At 44.8% G+C, this 16942-nt stretch carries 17 protein-coding genes; all 17 read right to left on the reverse strand.

The genetic code is table 11. The annotated features are described in order from the left end of the window. Nucleotides 1-4 precede the first annotated feature (4 nt). Nucleotides 5-1297: a glycosyltransferase family 4 protein gene (locus H585_RS21615; RefSeq protein WP_051183175.1), complete on the reverse strand. Its 1293-nt coding sequence runs from the start codon at nucleotides 1295-1297 to the stop codon at nucleotides 5-7. A 199-nt stretch (nucleotides 1298-1496) separates the two neighbouring features. Further along, nucleotides 1497-2621 carry a non-hydrolyzing UDP-N-acetylglucosamine 2-epimerase gene (gene wecB, locus H585_RS0114855; RefSeq protein ID WP_027368385.1) on the reverse strand — a complete coding sequence of 375 codons (1125 nt, stop codon included), beginning with the start codon at nucleotides 2619-2621 and terminating at the stop codon, nucleotides 1497-1499. A gap of 5 nt (nucleotides 2622-2626) precedes the next feature. After that, nucleotides 2627-3715, reverse strand: a complete 1089-nt coding sequence (locus tag H585_RS22650) for a glycosyltransferase family 17 protein (RefSeq protein ID WP_081678688.1) — start codon at nucleotides 3713-3715, stop codon at nucleotides 2627-2629. A 39-nt stretch (nucleotides 3716-3754) separates the two neighbouring features. After that, nucleotides 3755-4540 (reverse strand): class I SAM-dependent methyltransferase, encoded by a 786-nt coding sequence (locus tag H585_RS23105; RefSeq protein ID WP_138708201.1) that lies wholly within the window; start codon nucleotides 4538-4540, stop codon nucleotides 3755-3757. Then, nucleotides 4525-5709: a glycosyltransferase family 4 protein gene (locus H585_RS23110; RefSeq protein WP_138708202.1), complete on the reverse strand. Its 1185-nt coding sequence runs from the start codon at nucleotides 5707-5709 to the stop codon at nucleotides 4525-4527. The genes H585_RS23105 and H585_RS23110 overlap by 16 nt, the downstream gene beginning before the upstream one ends. Before the next feature lie 90 nt (nucleotides 5710-5799). Next, nucleotides 5800-6120 carry a hypothetical protein gene (locus H585_RS24035; protein WP_476728579.1) on the reverse strand — a complete coding sequence of 107 codons (321 nt, stop codon included), beginning with the start codon at nucleotides 6118-6120 and terminating at the stop codon, nucleotides 5800-5802. An 83-nt stretch (nucleotides 6121-6203) separates the two neighbouring features. Beyond that, nucleotides 6204-6362, reverse strand: a complete 159-nt coding sequence (locus H585_RS23295; protein WP_154658856.1) for a hypothetical protein — start codon at nucleotides 6360-6362, stop codon at nucleotides 6204-6206. A gap of 862 nt (nucleotides 6363-7224) precedes the next feature. After that, entirely contained in the window at nucleotides 7225-8031 is an 807-nt protein-coding gene (locus H585_RS23115) for a hypothetical protein (RefSeq protein WP_138708203.1), read from the reverse strand. Nucleotides 8032-8133: 102 nt separating this feature from the next. Continuing rightward, the gene (locus H585_RS22655) at nucleotides 8134-9237 is read right to left on the reverse strand and encodes a glycosyltransferase family 2 protein (RefSeq protein ID WP_081678689.1); all 1104 of its coding nucleotides are present in this window, start codon (nucleotides 9235-9237) and stop codon (nucleotides 8134-8136) included. 282 nt (nucleotides 9238-9519) lie between these two features. Next, nucleotides 9520-10395, reverse strand: a complete 876-nt coding sequence (locus tag H585_RS21625; protein ID WP_034628192.1) for an alpha-1,2-fucosyltransferase — start codon at nucleotides 10393-10395, stop codon at nucleotides 9520-9522. Between the two features lie 4 nt (nucleotides 10396-10399). Next, a complete protein-coding gene (locus tag H585_RS23120) occupies nucleotides 10400-11080 on the reverse strand; it encodes a hypothetical protein (protein ID WP_027368390.1) in 681 nt (226 codons plus the stop codon). Nucleotides 11081-11087: 7 nt separating this feature from the next. After that, nucleotides 11088-11981: a ParB N-terminal domain-containing protein gene (locus H585_RS23125; RefSeq protein ID WP_138708204.1), complete on the reverse strand. Its 894-nt coding sequence runs from the start codon at nucleotides 11979-11981 to the stop codon at nucleotides 11088-11090. Between the two features lie 904 nt (nucleotides 11982-12885). Continuing rightward, the gene (locus H585_RS21640) at nucleotides 12886-13638 is read right to left on the reverse strand and encodes an FkbM family methyltransferase (RefSeq protein WP_051183177.1); all 753 of its coding nucleotides are present in this window, start codon (nucleotides 13636-13638) and stop codon (nucleotides 12886-12888) included. Then, complete coding sequence (locus tag H585_RS22660) at nucleotides 13628-14944, reverse strand: ABC transporter ATP-binding protein (RefSeq protein ID WP_081678691.1); 1317 nt, start codon at nucleotides 14942-14944, stop codon at nucleotides 13628-13630. Before H585_RS22660 ends, H585_RS21640 begins: the two co-directional genes overlap by 11 nt. 4 nt (nucleotides 14945-14948) lie before the next feature. Then, nucleotides 14949-15773: an ABC transporter permease gene (locus tag H585_RS0114905; protein WP_244432565.1), complete on the reverse strand. Its 825-nt coding sequence runs from the start codon at nucleotides 15771-15773 to the stop codon at nucleotides 14949-14951. Nucleotides 15774-15780: 7 nt separating this feature from the next. After that, nucleotides 15781-16722, reverse strand: a complete 942-nt coding sequence (gene fcl / locus H585_RS0114910) for a GDP-L-fucose synthase (protein ID WP_027368392.1) — start codon at nucleotides 16720-16722, stop codon at nucleotides 15781-15783. A gap of 10 nt (nucleotides 16723-16732) precedes the next feature. After that, nucleotides 16733-16942: GDP-mannose 4,6-dehydratase (locus tag H585_RS0114915; protein WP_027368393.1), on the reverse strand; the 210-nt coding region annotated here is incomplete at its 5' end.

Raw genomic sequence — 16942 nt, forward strand, 5'->3', positions numbered from 1 at the left:
TGACTTACAGGCGCAGCAGGTAATCATCTTTCATAGTAGCTTGGCTGGTGCCAGTTGCTTCTTGTGACGTACCTTTCATGTGACGCAGAAGCCTTCGAATCGTGGCTAGGAAGCACCAGGTTCTTGGGGCCACGCGCGCAAGCTTATAGGCGCAAGTCTCGTTCTTGCGGTGGAAGGCCCATATGGCTGCCCAATGAGCCCCAGTTACTGGCCTGGCTCGGACATGGGCTAAGAGATCTCCGAGACGTGCAGCATTGGAGTACCAGTCGTGATGCGCTTCGGCAAAGGCTCGGGCCCGAAACCGAGCCTCGGGGAGGCTGTCGAAGTTATCCACATAGAACTGCATGGCTGCGGTCAAATTATCAACCGAAACTCGGCATTGAGGCCAATAATACCCATCGGTGCGAGCCCATATCCGATCCACGGGGACGGTACGGCCGCTGTCAGGGGTGACGAACTCATTCATTGGCGGCCAATCCGGTACAATAAGGGGCAAGCCGCAGGCAAGTGCCTCAACTTGAGTAAGGCCGATTCCTTCTAGCCGTGATGGGTAAACATATACATCACCTAAATGATAGAGGCCAGGTGCACTCACCTCGCCCTCATGAAGCATAAGTCGGCCGGCAAGAGATAATTCTTGGATGCGAGGTAACGCGCTTGGCAGAGTCTTATGGAGAGGCCATTGGGAATGGATTACAAGCCTAGACATTCCTTGTATGTTAGCGAAGGCTTCTAATACCAAATCTGTGCCCTTACGGAGAGGGTCGACTCCGGCGGAGTGAAAAAAAACCGGAGCGTCCTTTCCAGTGCAGCCCTCCATGCTGGGCTGAAAGAGGCGTGTATTCGTTCCCCATGGGATATATAAGCAATGAGGATGCCAGTCAAAGGCGGTGGCGTGACGTTTTGTGTTGCAAATCAAGGCATCGTATAGGGCAAATAAAGGCATCGAGTCTTCGGTGTAGTAGTCAACGTACGCTACGGCAGGCACGTTAGCTTCACGCGCCCAGAGCACAGGCGGGAACCACTGCTGTTCATTGAAGATGACGAGTTCTATTCCTTCTCGCAGTAGCCAGGAGTCAAAGTCCTCCCGAACCATGGATGTTATCCAAGGCAAGGGGGAATGGAGTCCCCACGTGACCTCCGGCGTGTCCCAAGTAGGGTCGCCCTTGGCGTAGCGTTCACCGGAGCGGGCGTAGATGAAAACCTCATGCCCGGTATGCCGCAGCACATCACGATACTGTCGCGACACATAGGCTGCGCCGCGCTCAAACCAGGTGGTTACAATGCCTATACGCATCGAAGCGCTCCCTGCGTGGTCATTAGTCGGTGGATCAGTGTATTCCAAGATGCGAGACTATCAGCGTAAGTGGTCAAAATTTTGATTCAAAATGATGAGGACGCATGTTTTCAAATTTCTGACAAAGAATCCCCTTTGACTGCCCTGATGGTGAACGAAGCCCTCAATAAAGTGAAGTCAGCAAGCTATTAACGAACTATCAATAGAAGTAAGTCAACAAGACTTGGGCAATTCGTTTTGCCGCCTGGCCGTCGCCATAGGGGTTGGTACCCGATGACATGTCACGATAAGCGACTGTGTCAGTAAGGAGAAGCGACACTCCAGCAACAATGTCATTAACTTTGGTACCAACCAGTCTACTGACTCCGGCCTCGACACCTTCGGGTCGTTCCGTTACTCCACGCATGACAAGAACCGGCTTCTTCAGGGATGGTGCCTCTTCTTGGATTCCACCTGAATCCGTGAGGATAAAATGAGCTGTCTGCATAAGAAGCACAAACTGACGATAGGAAAGTGGTTCGGTAAGGATCAGGTTCTCTCGATCGCCCAGTATGGAGAAGATCGGCCCCCGTACATTTGGATTGAGGTGAACCGGATAGAGGAAGATTACATTAGGGAAATCGTAAGCCAACTGACTTAGGGCTTGGCAGATGTTTTGGAATCCTAAGCCGAAATTCTCGCGCCGGTGTCCGGTAATGAGCACTATCGGACGTCTTGTTGTGAGAGCGATGGCCACACTGTCTGGCAAACTCGGAGGATTCTCGCGAACCTTATCTGCTGTCCAAAGCAAGGCGTCAATGACAGTGTTACCTGTTACGTGGATGCGCTCCACGGATACGCCTTCAGCTTGAAGCGTATCGGCAGCACGTGCGGTTGGCGCAAAGTGAAGGCCGGCTGTCATACCCGCAATGCGGCGATTGACCTCCTCGGGAAAGGGGGCATGAATGTCGCCGCTACGCAGTCCAGCTTCTACATGGCCGCACAAAATGCCGCGATAAAATGCGCAGAGTGCGGCTACCATCACAGTTGTAGTATCGCCTTGAATGAGGAGTATATCTGGCTGTTCGACACCTAGCAGGCAATCAATGCGCTCGAACAGTCGAGATGACAGGCCTGCCAAGCTTTGACCTTGAGTCATAACATCCAGATTGACATCGGGCACCAGAGAGAAGTCCGCAAGTATCTGAGCGAGCATCTCGCGATGCTGTCCAGATACGCATAGTCGTACTCGGAAGCGGTCGGGATAGCGACTCAACTCCTGCACAACAGGGCCCATTTTAACGGCTTCGGGCCGTGTTCCCACAAGGACAAGAATTTTACGCATTAGGATTACCTTCGAGCATTTGGTAGTAAGTGCGCAAAGTCCTCGCGGAAAGAATAGAAGGATTGCGGGTAGTAGCAGCGATCGGCATGATTGTCAGGATCAAGTTCGCGGATGGTGAACTGTTCATTTGGTTCAAATGGATATGTTTTATCACGTACTGCCACTTCTAGAATTTCGCGGTTGGCAAACTTCCCGTAAATATCCTTATGTGCATAGGTATTAAGCTTCATGATCATCTCGTCTATTGTCAGTTGCCATGAAAAATGGCAACCAGCAATAAAAGGGAATCTACGGCCCTCGTAGCGCCAACGATGGGGTTTAGGACGTTTTTTGTAATATGAAGCGCGTGCGGCCTGTGGAGCCCAGAAAGTTAGCTCTGTCCATAAGTAGTTCATACGATAAAAAAACTGATGGAGAGGGAGAAGAAGGGCGTCATCCTTCCGAAGCCGTCGTAAGATATAAGGATATATATGACTATATATTATCTCATCTGCATCAGCTGCTATGATGATATCATTATCCTCAAGTGAAATTTCTTGAGTGAACCAGTCCCACATAATATCTTCATTAGCGTGCATTTGCTTGCCATCATTTGTCTTCGCACAATTGACGGTTTGATGCGAAACATCTGCTGGGATATACACAATTTTACTATGAAACTGCTGAGGAATTTCTTTAATTAAACTTGGAAAGATAAATTCCCTAGGCTCACCAACCTGCGTTCTATTACATTCTACAATAATAAACTTATCCACGTAAGGATAGCACTCAAATAGATTCATTTTAATAAAGGGGATTTCATGGGGAGCATAAAATATCGTTCGGAAATACACTTTATTTTTACATGGCCTCTTTTGCCCAACGGAATTGCTTTTATAGTTCAAGTTACTATTAACGGAGAGATATTTCTTTGCGAGATAGCAATTGAGTGGTGTAATACCAGCGTATTTGGCACAATCTTTTAATGAGCCTTGACCAAAACTGCGGTAGTATTGTTCTACTGCAAAGAGAGTCTTGGGTTCATAGAATAACCGATTGTGCAAACCATTCCACAATCTTTCAAGTTTGAGACGGAAAAAAGGTTTAGTACTCATTGTCAATTATTTCCTGGTAAAAAGTGAGAGAATAAGCCTCTATTTCCGAATTGCGCTAACAAATAGATCTGCATTGGGACGAAAAGAACGAATAGATATATTCTCAAAACCACCAGCATATGAAAAGAATTCTTCAAGTAATTCTGGTGTTGCATAGAATGTGTGAGTAGGATCTTGGTTAGAGGGGTCATTTGAATAACCATCGGGAATGAAAATAGCCAGGATACCACCAGGTTTTAGCATCGACATGGCCTGTCTTATCGCAGTCAAAGGACGAGAGGTATGTTCATAGGAATGGCTCCCAGTCACTAAATCAAATGACTGTAGCTTCTCAGGATAGGTATTAGCTAAGCACTCCCAAGAACCGCGTCTCATACGTTCACGGCAGTAGCGCCCTTTAGCCCAAACATGATGTCGAAAGCAAATAGCTTCCCCATCAAAAAAAGGATCACAACCATACCATCCTGGGTAATCTTCAGGTGGGAAAAGTGGATAGTTCCCAGGGCCTATTTCAAGTATTTTGGAACTTGGCCCTATCGAAGGAAACTGAGCAATAATTGCATGCCGCATAAATTTTTGCGGTGGAGAATCAGCCTCAAAGAAGTAATTACCCAAGCGCCTCTTTTGATACAAATAAGCTTTAATAAATCGGCATCCTTTTGAATCAATCCCAGTCTGCTCTTCGCAGGCCTCTATTGAACGATATCCTTGCCAATTTTTATAGAATTGTTCGATGCTATCAATGACCTTATTGCCGTATCGACTCTCGACGTAAAAGCCAAAGAGACCATTTTGACTCACAACATGCTTTAGATATTTAAGCATTTTTGAAAATCCTTGATATTGCTTACTGGATCTATCGAGTCCCTAATGGTAGCGATATTAACTGCAAACTGCTGCCACTCTTTTCGTATGAGCATATTGGTTGCAATCGATCTAATCTCGTTAGCCATGTCTTCAATGCATGTAAATGACTTACCAATGGAAAGATTTGATAGATTGTTATAGTATGCCAGATGATCGTTCTCTAGAAATAGAATAGGTTTTGCATACTGGATTGCCTCGGCAAATGCACCACTGGCAGAATAATTATATGCTGACTTTTCATAAAGAAAAATTAGTATATCGACATCCTTCATGTATAGGTCAATTTCATTACGCTGAAGCCTTTTTGAATTTGCTAGGAATTTGAATCGCTCCGCTGTCCGCATGATAGGTAACTTATTGCTAAGCACAAATATATTATAACAAGCAGCATTGTCGCTTTCAGATAGCTCATTTACTAATTTGAGGAAATTCCCGGAATGACTTTGACCAATGATCGCAAAGTTTACTTGGGAGTTATTATGCCCCCTTGGTCTACTTTTAAAGATTAATGGATGATGGATGGTGCATAATGGCACATTTAAAATTCGTGCTTTGATAAAGTTATTGTAATTAAATGGGGACAGTGATATATAACTCATATTCAATTTCTTATTAAAGTTCAAAACGTACTTAAAAGCATGTAACCAAATTATAGATGGATTCCTTATGCAGCGATATAGGCTAGGCCGTTTACTGGCAAACTCCATTATGCCATGCAATAAAAATGAAAACTTGTATGTCTTAAATCTTAGACTAGCCAAAATCTTTATTGCTAAAAGATTTCCTGAATGGACAGATAGAAGTATTAGATTATTAATTCCTCTTGTTTTAAGATTTGTAAGCAACCTATAGAAGAAAATTAGGTTTGTAACAACTTCTATTGGATTCACTCGTGTCTTTGGAATCCTAATTGGAAGATAATCAATGTTATTTGTTTCTAAGTTTGCTAAGGCAAGGCAATCTTTGATTGCAGCTATATGTTCAGGATTGGCAAAAAAAACTATTCTTCTATCTGGCATGGCCTTGCTTAGTACATAAAGAAACCCTGAATTGCAAATTTCGTGGGAATTACCTGTGCACTGTGGTTCACAAACAGCTATGGCTTGGCAATTAATGTCTTGAGACATACTATTTCTTCGCAAGGTTAAACAAAAGTTTGAATGCTATGTAGTTCAAAAAAAATGGGTGTAAGTTAATTTCGGATTCCTAGTAGTATTTCAAAGCTCCCCCATCGTTCTGATCACAGCATTTACAAATTTTACAGGCTGTTTGCATAGCGACTCCCGAGAATCATATCGCTTGTTGGTAGAGTTGCCCCACAAAACCGCACACCCTGCGTTAACCAGTAAGCAGATGAACTGCCTGGGCGGATTCATCTGCAGTCCGATATGGAAATAATTCTCATGGAAATCCTCAAATCCGGCTTGGAGCTGAGCCAGAACGCTTCTGGCGTCCAGCCGATAATGCACAATGACGTAATCCCGCTTGAAAGTCTTCATAAAGGACTCGGCCATGCCGTTTGGCTCGGGTCTACTCACGTGTGTGAAGCAGGTCGCATGCCCAATTCGTCGACGAACCTAATCGTCTCGTGGGCCGCGAATCAAATGCAATAGTCCGTGCGTCACTCAACCGGATGCGAGATATGGAGCACTGCAAATCGCTTCTCCAAGTATTCGAGCATGAGATAGATGATCAAGCCCGAATCAATGCCGCCGATTTGGGTCACATAGCCGATAGCCTCACGATCACAGCCGTTGATAGCAAGGCCCACGCGTATCATCTCGCCACCTTGGGAGGCGATATTGAGGTGTCCGCGCTCCGGTGTAGATTGCTCTTCAAAATGATGACCTTAATTTCGTGGGACCTCTTCTGCTGCTTGCCTGTGTCGAGCTAAATGAAGGCCGTGAAGGTGCTTAATGCTGTATACCCATGTTGTTGTTCATCCTTTGGCGTCCAACCGCCTCCAGTCTGCGGTTCAAGGCGGCGCAGACTCAGCAGTTGCCAAAGGCCAGCCGATCGTCCACAATTTGCTGGACTAGCGGCTAAAGGTCCTCGTACTCGGCCATGGAGCAGCGCGAATGTTTGGCCTAGCAGGTTTTGCCTTGCGCTTGGCAACTCATGAGCGGGAGACCTCGAGAGCTTTAGCGACCCGCTTCTTGGGATGTCGTCCTCAAATGGCAAGGCGTGCGCGAGATGAGCTTTTTCCCTGTCTAGAGAAAGCATAATCCTTAGGATCTCGTTCTCTCTTGTCTTCATGTCAAAAAGTCGCTCATGCTCATGCTCATGCATTTGGCGCTGAGGGCCTTCAGTTCGGCTGTGCTGAACACTCTATTGTCCCCACTGACGGTTCCCTTGTCGCCCTAGCGCATAAGCCTCAAGAAGTGCTAGAAGCGGCATCATAAGGTTGTTCGCACAGAATAGAAGAAGTAACTCCAGATACGCATGGAGTCCTTTCGAATTTATGAAACCACCTCTAGTGCTACTATGTCACAGGCCTCTGTGCCCTTAATTTCATTTTGTATTCTAGAACAGACTGCGGCTGAGTAAAATATCTTCATTTCACCATACTATCTCCTGATTTGACAGAGACGTACTAGGGTATGTCCGGTCAAAGCAGGGGATTATTCAGATGATCTAAGAAATTATCCCCGATTCTTGCCTAGCCTCATTGCAATCCTGTAGAATAATCTCTCCAGAAATCCAGGGTCTTTGTAAGGTAAAATAACATTATTGGATCTTTGTCGCCAATTCGAATTCAAGCAGATCCCAATAAAAGAGCGAGCCAAATAGCTTTCTGTAATTCCTCGATAACGAGCCTCATTGTACTGATTCCTGTAATGAAAAACCTTAATCAAGGGTTCTATCGGAATAATGGGTATAGTCTTATCTTTCTCCAGCCAGAACGTGTACCAACTGAACTCGAAAGGAGATTCATCAAGTATATCGAAATATGTAAGAGAATGTAAGTCCAAAAACTTAACTTGAAATGCATTAAGCACCTGTGATGATAATGTTATCAGACCGTGAGCTGTCCTTACAACTGGATCGTCCAATAAAAATCTTCGACGAATATGCAAAAGATGCTGTTGACGCTCATCCCAGTTAGGGTAATGCGGATCAGCTTGTAGTTCCTTATCTTGTGCTAATATCGTATATGGAATGTCACTGATATGTAAAAAATCTTTTACAAAAAAATTACGTATGAAATATGAATCAGAATCTACACAGAAGTAATTCTCAGCAACCTTTGTCTTCCAAAAACTAAGTTTGATTATTTGTTGATTAATATACCCAGCCGAGAGCCATTTTGGCTTTTCAGATATTAAATTATCACATACATCTTCATCAGCAATATAATGTACATAATCTGTTCCGATTACTGATTTAAATAGAAACAAGTCAGCGCTTGGCACTGTTAAAAAGAGCGGAATTGAATCTTTGTTATACAACTTGCAAGTATCAACCAAATGTTTGGCTGCGAGAAGATCACGTCTATAGGACTTACATAGCAGAACTAATTTGTGCATAATAATTAAGAGGTCAATTATATATTAATGTGAAATTTTAAGAAGGCGAAAGATCTTACCAATCACCCTTTTAAAAAGCACCAAAGAACTAATCCCCGCCAGCCGAAAATATAAGGTATTAAAATTAAATTTAAATATTGTCCTAATAAAAACTAAAAGAATCCCATTTGCCAAAACAACCGGACTGCACGCATATCCATACGCCTGCCAGTATTGCATCAGTGTTAATTTCAAGGCTGTAGTAGAATATACTTTTGTAAATCCATTTGACTGTAAAAGCATTTCGACCAGCTTAGCACACTCTAAAAAATTTTTAGTTGAATGAGGTCGTTTGCAATAATTAAGGTCTATAAACGTACTAAATTCCTTATCATTTAAATGGATTCCTAGGTTAACGAGCTGCTTCTTTTTTATAATGGATGATTGTTCAAAAACTTTATCATAATTACGAAAACTAACCTGACCTGAATGAACACGATACCGTAAAAGTGAAAGAGGAATATTTGCGAACTTGATATCTTTATTATCTGCTAAACGAACCCATAAATCATAATCTTCAACTGCTAAGTCAGTACTGTAGCCTCCTGCGATTTCCATTATTATAGGCTTTCGAAAGATTACTGTTGGATGGAAAAAACAAACTTCAAAAAGAAGTCGAGCATGCAGATAAGAATTTTCTACTGGACGTGTACATAAAGCTCCAGTTTCATAAATTGTCATAAAACTACCACAAACAACGACTTCAGGATTAGCATTCATAAACTCGAACAGTTCATGTAAGCGATTAGGCATCGAACAATCATCAGAATCCATGCGAACTATCAATGATGAGCGAGCAAGTGATATGCCCTTATTCAGGGAACCAGCTACTCCTAAGTTCTGTTTATTTATCACCACCTTAATCCTGGTATCCAATGATGCGAATTCATCAATAATTTTTTGAGAATCATCTGTCGAAGCATCATTAATGATTATGAATTCAAACTTATGAAAAGTCTGTGTTAAGATTGAATTTATTGCCTCTGGTAAATAATAATAGCTATTATATACAGGCATAACAACTGATAGTAATGGCTCCATTATAATGGGTCCCGCATTGTGCTCATATGGGATTTTTTTTTGCGTCATTGGCGGCTTGCTTTTAAAAAAAGCCTAAACAATCAATATACACTTTTCATTTGTTGCAAACTGTAAGAAGAAAGAATAATAATGTATGAGTCTTGCTATGGCATAATAGCAACAACAAAGGCATTGGAGTTTACAAAACGATAGACTCTAGGCATTAGATAGTTCTATAGTATTTCTAATACTATCAATTATATAACATAAGTCTGTCGATAAATAGGTTTAAAACTTTCTTGGGCTGAGTTACCACAAACAACCCAAAATTTGTATTTTCCGACAGTCGGTTTACAAGAGTATCCAATCATCAGGGAACAAATCTAGCACAGGTGTGCGAAGGAGCACGGATCTTGTGAACCAATTTCTTGGTGCAATGACAATACATTCAGGACTATTATCGAGCCAAGCCGCCCACCACGAAAAACTCGAATTGGCGATAATGTGGTGCTGGCAGTGACTCATGAGCAGCAGGTCCTCCTCCTGTGATCGCGAATCCATAACCAAGGCATCAGCCCATCCTGAGAACATTTCACTGGCTGCATACGGGTCATCAGAGAAGATATGAAAACGGCAACCTGGCACACACCGCCGCATTAATCTGGCGGCGCGTTCATAATAATCCATTTCGCAAAGTCCATGCGTAGCCTGCGTCTTTGAGGAGAGAATGTAGTCTCCACGCCTCAAGTGGACAGATACCGATAGTGGCTTTTCAACATCGGCTAAAGCTGCGGCCACGCCCGAATGAGCAAAGCGAGTCGGATCGAAGATGCGTCGTATTTCCCCTCCAAAATCGTCGAAGTATAATGCCGATTGCCAGTAGCCGTAAAGGTAGCAATTCTCGTTCAGATTCTTAATGGATGGATCGAAGAAGAAGTTGCGCTCGCGCACGAGGCGAAATCCTGGTTTGGGAGCCAAACCCTTGTCGGCAAGTGACTGCCAGCGATCTCGCAGACGCATACGTCTGCCGCTAATAGGGCTGGGGCCCTCCCAAAGGTCCGCATTAATGCCGAAAGCCGAAAGCGCATATCTTCGTAGAGAATATGATTTGAATCCTGACAGGTCGAGACGCACGTCAGCCCCAATGCGTCGTGAAAGTGACCATGCCATGGCATACTGGAACATCTGGTTGCCAAGGCCGCCGAGAATCCAAACTCCGACAGTCATTGGTTTAAAGACCATTCCTGCTGAATACTGTGGTCTTAACTTTCTTAATTAGGCGGGTCAGTATGTATTTTGATATTGCTTGAAGAGCAGAGAAGCAATCTTGCTTATTATTGATGGTTTTGAAAGGTCTTTGATCGTCTTCTTTAGACCATTGCTGGCGTTGGATATGAATATTATAATGTAAGTATTTGAAGAAATGAGGCATTTCCTGGGGAGTCAATTCTGATAGAATGTAATCCAAGTGCTTTATTTTAGATGAGTAATGCTCAAAATACTCTACATATTCTATATACCTAATGAGAAGGTCATCGATTTTTGACGGAAAAAAAATTGCGTATCCATTAAAATTCTGACACTCGCGGTTAATGAATATGTTTATCATAAAATTATTAGAGAGTTTAATTTTAGTCAAAAAATTAAAATTTGAAATAATATCAAAGCGCAAGTGAATAGAATCATTTTCAATGAAGTCAATATGTGTATGGAGTGGATGCTTTGTAATACGTAGCTCATAGGCTAATGAATACTTAGAGTAGTAAAGACGGGAGACTCCGTCAACAGCCAAATCAACATCACCTACTATTACATCAATATCAGAACCCTTTGAGTAATTAGGAAAAAGAGGATTCTTCTTAATTACAATGTGGCAGCCCAGAGATGATAGAACTTCAGGAGCATTGATCATAAACACCTCAGAATAAAATGCATGGCAAATTTTCTACACCTTGATAAGCAGCTACCGCCGCACGGTGTGCACCATCCAAAACTAAATAGTGATTGTTAAATTTTGTTGCAATAATCGGCGCTCTAGATAGAATATCCATTATTGGCGTAGAAATCAGGTTCTTATACTTGGCAAGGGAGTAGTGATCTTTTAAATATGTAAAGCGGTATAAAGCAAGATATTTTGAGTAGATAGACATATCACTAATGCCAAGATAGTGTGGTGTTTTATATATAGAAAAAACATCTTTATTGATGCAAGGAGGACTACCCTGCAGGACGCTAATCCGCAGATCGTTCAAGTGTGCGGTAAAAAGGGTAAAAGTCTTTGGGATTTCAATGTGATAAGGCTTTGGAAAAGGAAACTTATCCTCAAACATGAGGATTCCTCTACTGAAGCCTATTAGCTTCAGCAAATAATCTGTCTGGGATTCATAATCTGTTGCATGAATCACATGATCATTAGTAATTTTATTTAAATATCGGGGATTGTAACGAACCCTCAGTAATCTTTTTATATTGCAAATGTTTTTACATTGAGGCTTCCGAAAAGGATAATCTCCAACGATTTCTTCAGATGGTGAATTGTTTTTGATAAAAATAAAAAGAGCTCTTGGCTGATGATGCTCCAAATACTTTGTTTTAGCCTTTAGATGTGAAACGGGTACTGAGTCGCAGGAATAAATCCTTCGGATGAATCGCTTGACATTGAAATCTTCCACCATATGAAGCATTACTATTTCAATAAAAGGGGCAGATTCAAGAGTCTCAATAATGTTATCAACATAATCTAGACCATGCGCCCAAACAATGAAGCAATGGTATCTATATAGAGATTTAATATGATTAGTTGCACTCTGCATTGTTAATATTCTGTGTTCTTAAGTTATTAAGAGTGACGAACGATACCTAGCTGTACCTGATAATAAGTGAGCAACTGCAGTGAAGTTCAAGTGCAACATGTCCGCCTAAGATCTCATCTGGATATAGTACTCCACGATTTTCCGCTTTAAGTTGCATTCTCATCCAAATTTCAAATAAGCTGAGTGACTCACCGCATGCCCTACTCCCCCCAGACGCAAGCGGTAAGAAATGGCCCTCATTCGCTATCATCTAATTTGTTCTGAATATTCCAAGTTATTGGCATGTTATGTTTTAGATAATTGGGCTTTCCTGTGGGTACAAGGCCTGGCCAAGAGCTACCATCCAGTGCAGGCGCACGCTGCGTTCTTACCCAAAAAATAGGACCGTGGTGAAGATATGGCGGAGCAAAGCGCAAGAGCCGACTCCAAGATCCACTCGGCCGTGGCACACTTGCCCGTTTCATGCTTAAGCATGTTACCCCCGCGATCGAACAAGACTTGGCGCAAGTGGGCGTACTTGCGCCAAGTCTTGGACATAACCGGAGAAAGCATCGAACTCGCCTTAGCTGGCTAGGGCCAATGGGGGATGCAGTCTTCAAGACCTCCACGGAATATTGCATGCGCCTTGATGTCGTAAAACTTGCAACTGTCAAGCGCGGCTTTCTTTTCCTGTCAAGGCGCTGAGTGATCGAGCGCTGCATTACCAGGGCATCCCGCTTTCTTTTTTGAAAATGATTAAGAGTGCTTGGCGCAAAAATGCTTAAATTCATTTTGTGGCCTTGCCTGCCTTATGCTGAGCAACGTTGCTTCGCTGTTCGAGTCGTTTCATAGTAACCTCTAGCGCATATTTAACGACGCATGACAAATCCTTTATTAATTGTATTCATGGAGTGAACACTTTTAACTATTGACGCTTAGCATACTCCGTTTTTTGTATATATACGCAATTTGTGTAATCCTTATAAATTGGCACATACTGGTTCTCTATAAGTTTCAGGTGCAGTATGCGTGTTTGCTCATGTAAGAAACCATAATCTTTATTGACATCGTGTAGTTCAACAATAATCATTTTAGGAACCCATTTTGCTATCGAAAAGCCTGCAAATACCTCAGCTTCAAAGCCCTCGACATCTACAACCAGCAGCTCAAAACCAGGAAGCACCTTATTTTCTTTTAGAAAAGTATCAAGTGTATACAAGGTCACCTTTTGCTTTATCCCCTCAGTAACATGTGGTGATGCCCATTCTAGTTTTTTGAAATTATCAAACGAAGCCGTTGACATAGTTGAGAGCGCGTTAGAAACATTTATAATTTTATCTTCATTATCCTGTTGACCAATACCTATATTGTAAATCTTAGTATTATGGTTTTCCTCATGTCTCTTTTTGCACCGCAAATAATATGCTGTTACGGGTTCTATGTAATGTCCATTCCAACCCATGTCTGCAAGACCTGAAGTATTGCTCACGTACTCGCCATCGTAAGCACCAACCTCCACAAAGGTGCCAGCTGTAGTCCCAAAAAACATCGTGTATAAAGCACTTAACTGCGGTATTTGGCAGGTTTTACTCAATTTGTAAAAGTCGTTATTGCTAATCTGCTTTGACTGTTGCCTGTGAAAACGGTTAATATATTTAAGAACATTTTTAACTAGCATTGTCTCCACTCCTTCCGCTTAGATCCGCTCTATAAATATCCTTGGGTTCCCATTTCAAAACAGGTGAGACTGGCCCTGCTCGACGACTAGTCCAAAATGGGGATTGGCTACGATATCGCACCATTGTAAGCGAAACCCTTGGATTGCCATTGCCTTGAGGGGCAAAGAACCATTTTATATTGTGTAAGCCCGACACAAATTCTAGGCAGTACGTTCCCTCGTTGAGTATTGTCGTTGGTATTGGTACAGTTAAAATATTTATTCCGCTCTTCAGCTTGGGCCAGGCGCAGGGATCCATGTCTGTGTGAAATGATATAAACAATGGTTGCATATCTTCAGTATACATTTGGAATCCAAGTTTAAGAGACGGATGTATTTGGTTCACCTGTACTTCAAGCTCAACCTTAAGTGCGCTCCCTATCTGCTGCGCTCCATCAATTACTTTACCTGAAGCATCTATAATAGCGAACCGCCTGGGAATAACAGGAGTTTCATCTGAGACATTGGTTGTATTTGTCCATTCTGAATCTCTTGAGCTGACAAGATTTTTGAAATAGTGAGAAATGCATGAAAGAGGTTCGCCATCTAAATCGATTATGCCCTTGTCTAAAACCAGAGCTCGAGAGCAAAATCTTTCTATAGCAAGCATGTTATGTGAAACGAAGAGCACTGTTGTACCAGATTCTTGGCTGATATGATCCATCTTCCCAAGGCATTTCTTTTGGAACTCGGCATCGCCAACGGCAAGCACTTCGTCAATTATTAGAATTTCTGGACTCAAGTGTGCCGCCACTGCAAAAGCAAGACGCACATACATGCCGGAGGAATATCGCTTGACCGGCGTGTCTAGAAACTTTTCCACCCCGGCGAAGTCGACAATCTCGTCGAATTTTCTCTTGATCTCGGAGCGATGCATTCCAAGAATTGCGCCATTTAGGTAGATATTCTCGCGGCCGGACAGTTCGGGATGGAAGCCCGTGCCAACCTCAAGCAGACTCGCTACACGACCTCTCAGAGTTATACGGCCTGCAGAAGGCTCCGTGATACGCGATAGAAGCTTAAGCAGCGTCGATTTACCTGCACCGTTGCGGCCGATAATGCCAAGGCGCTCTCCGGATTTCACATCGAAGGAAACGTCACGAAGGGCCCAGAATTCCTCTTGGACGTGCCGCCCCACTTTGCGTCCAAAAAGGCGGCAAGGAATACCCATGAGTTCCTCGCGTAGAGTTTTGTAGCGCGTGCCGTCACCCGCGTTTTGCAGGCGATACTTTTTGCCGAGCCCTTTGATGGATATGATGGCTGTCATGTCGTTAGATCACGTCCGCAAAAGTTTGTTCTGTAGAGCGAAAATAGCGTATGCCGAGAAGAAGCAAAAGCAGAGCTGCGACGCAGGAGATGGCCACTGCCCGCGTCGGGAAATCCGCCGATCCTCCCAAAATGGCCCAGCGAAAGCCATCAATAATACCTACCATGGGGTTCAAAGAATAAAGGAATTGCCACTGATCTGGTACAACAGAACTGGAGAAGCCGACTGGCGAGACATATAGACCGAATTGGACAATGAAAGGGATCACATAGCGAAAGTCTCGGTAGGTCACAGTCAGCGCACACAGGAGCAGGCCTGGTCCGAGGGCAAGCACGCTCGTCAGCAGGAGCAGAGGCAAAATCGCAAAGATCTGTGCGGAAGGCATGAAGCCGTACCAAATCATAAGGCCACCGAGAAGCACGAAGGAAATGCAGAAATCGACTGCGTTGACCACCAGTGTTGCCGAGGGAACGAGAATTCTCGGGAAATAAACCTTAGAAACGAGGTTGGCGTTCGCCACGAGACTGTTGGCAGACTCGGACAGGGACGTGGCGAAGAACTGCCAGGGCAGCATGGCAGCAAAAACCATGATCGCGTAGGGGGCTTCGCCCTCGCTCGGCAGCTTGGCGATCTTGCCAAAGACGAACGTGAAGGCCAGCATGGTTAGGAGAGGGCGCAGCACGGCCCATAGAATACCAATGACAGTCTGCTTATAGCGCACAAGGATGTCGCGCCAGGAGAGAAAGTAGATCAACTCGCGATAGCGCCAGAGATCCTTCCAATACTGGCGTTCAGTCCGCCCGGCCTCTATTATTAATTCTTGTTCCACGATCTACTTAATTCCTATTCTGAAGCATGTCTTGGATGTAAAACTCATACGTCTGCCGTATTCCTTCATCCAGAGGGACCTTGGCCCGCCAGCCAGTTGCGTGCAGCCTTGTCACGTCCAGCAGCTTTCTTGGCGTGCCGTCGGGCATGCTTTTGTCGAACACGACCCGGCCCGTAAAGCCCACGGCCTGGCGCACGTGCTCGGCCAGCTCGGCAATGGTCACGTCCTGGCCCACGCCCACGTTGACGATCTGCTCTTCGTCATAATTTTGCATGAGGTGCACGCTGGCATCGGCCATGTCGTCCACGTGCAAAAACTCCCGCCTGGGTTTGCCCGTGCCCCACACGACCACCTCGGGCGCGCCGGCCTCCTTGGCCTCGTGGAACTTGCGCAAAAGCGCCGGCAGGACGTGCGAGTTCGCCAGATCGAAGTTGTCGCCCGGGCCGTAGAGGTTGGTGGGCATGAGCGAGATGGCGGAAAACCCGTACTGGCGGCGGTAGGCTTGGCACATCTTTATCCCTGCGATCTTGGCTATCGCGTACCACTCGTTGGTCGGCTCGAGCGGCCCGGTCAGCAGATGCTCCTCGTTTATCGGCTGGGGCGCAAGCTTTGGGTAGATGCACGAGGAGCCCAAAAAACACAGCTTCTTGACCCCGCTTTTCCAGGCCGCGTCGATGACGTTGGTCTGGATCAGCAGGTTGTCGCGGATGAACTCGGCCGGGTAGCTGTCGTTGGCATGGATGCCGCCGACCTTGGCCGCGGCCAGGAACACGTACTCGGGCTTTTCAATCTCGAAGAAGCGGCGCACGGCCGCCTGCTCCAAAAGGTCCAGCTCCTTGTGCGTGCGCGTAAGGATGTTCGCGAAGCCTTCGGTACGCAGCCGGCGCGCGATGGCCGAGCCCACCAGGCCCCGGTGGCCGGCAATATAGATTCTGCTGCCCTTGTCCACTGCGCTCCCCCTACTCGTGGTAGTCGTAGACCTTGAAGCCCTCGCGCTTGCAGACCTCGTCGCGCGCGGCCAGGGTGAGATCCTCGCGCACCATCTCGCGCACCATGTCCTCGAAGCTGATCCGTGGCGTCCAGCCCAGCTTGGTCCTTGCCTTGGAAGGATCGCCCAAAAGCGACTCGACTTCCGTGGGCCGAAAGTAGCGCGGGTCCACGGCCACGAG

The organism is Desulfocurvibacter africanus subsp. africanus DSM 2603 (genome assembly GCF_000422545.1).
Lineage (GTDB): Bacteria > Desulfobacterota > Desulfovibrionia > Desulfovibrionales > Desulfovibrionaceae > Desulfocurvibacter > Desulfocurvibacter africanus.

Coding starts and splice junctions, on each gene's coding strand:
- H585_RS21615 (WP_051183175.1), bottom strand. CDS start 1,297: ATGCGTATAGGCATTGTAACCACCTGGTTTGAGCGCGGCGCAGCCTAT.
- wecB (WP_027368385.1), bottom strand. CDS start 2,621: ATGCGTAAAATTCTTGTCCTTGTGGGAACACGGCCCGAAGCCGTTAAA.
- H585_RS22650 (WP_081678688.1), bottom strand. CDS start 3,715: ATGAGTACTAAACCTTTTTTCCGTCTCAAACTTGAAAGATTGTGGAAT.
- H585_RS23105 (WP_138708201.1), bottom strand. CDS start 4,540: ATGCTTAAATATCTAAAGCATGTTGTGAGTCAAAATGGTCTCTTTGGC.
- H585_RS23110 (WP_138708202.1), bottom strand. CDS start 5,709: ATGTCTCAAGACATTAATTGCCAAGCCATAGCTGTTTGTGAACCACAG.
- H585_RS23295 (WP_154658856.1), bottom strand. CDS start 6,362: ATGATACGCGTGGGCCTTGCTATCAACGGCTGTGATCGTGAGGCTATC.
- H585_RS22655 (WP_081678689.1), bottom strand. CDS start 9,237: ATGACGCAAAAAAAAATCCCATATGAGCACAATGCGGGACCCATTATA.
- H585_RS21625 (WP_034628192.1), bottom strand. CDS start 10,395: ATGACTGTCGGAGTTTGGATTCTCGGCGGCCTTGGCAACCAGATGTTC.
- H585_RS23120 (WP_027368390.1), bottom strand. CDS start 11,080: ATGATCAATGCTCCTGAAGTTCTATCATCTCTGGGCTGCCACATTGTA.
- H585_RS23125 (WP_138708204.1), bottom strand. CDS start 11,981: ATGCAGAGTGCAACTAATCATATTAAATCTCTATATAGATACCATTGC.
- H585_RS21640 (WP_051183177.1), bottom strand. CDS start 13,638: ATGCTAGTTAAAAATGTTCTTAAATATATTAACCGTTTTCACAGGCAA.
- H585_RS22660 (WP_081678691.1), bottom strand. CDS start 14,944: ATGACAGCCATCATATCCATCAAAGGGCTCGGCAAAAAGTATCGCCTG.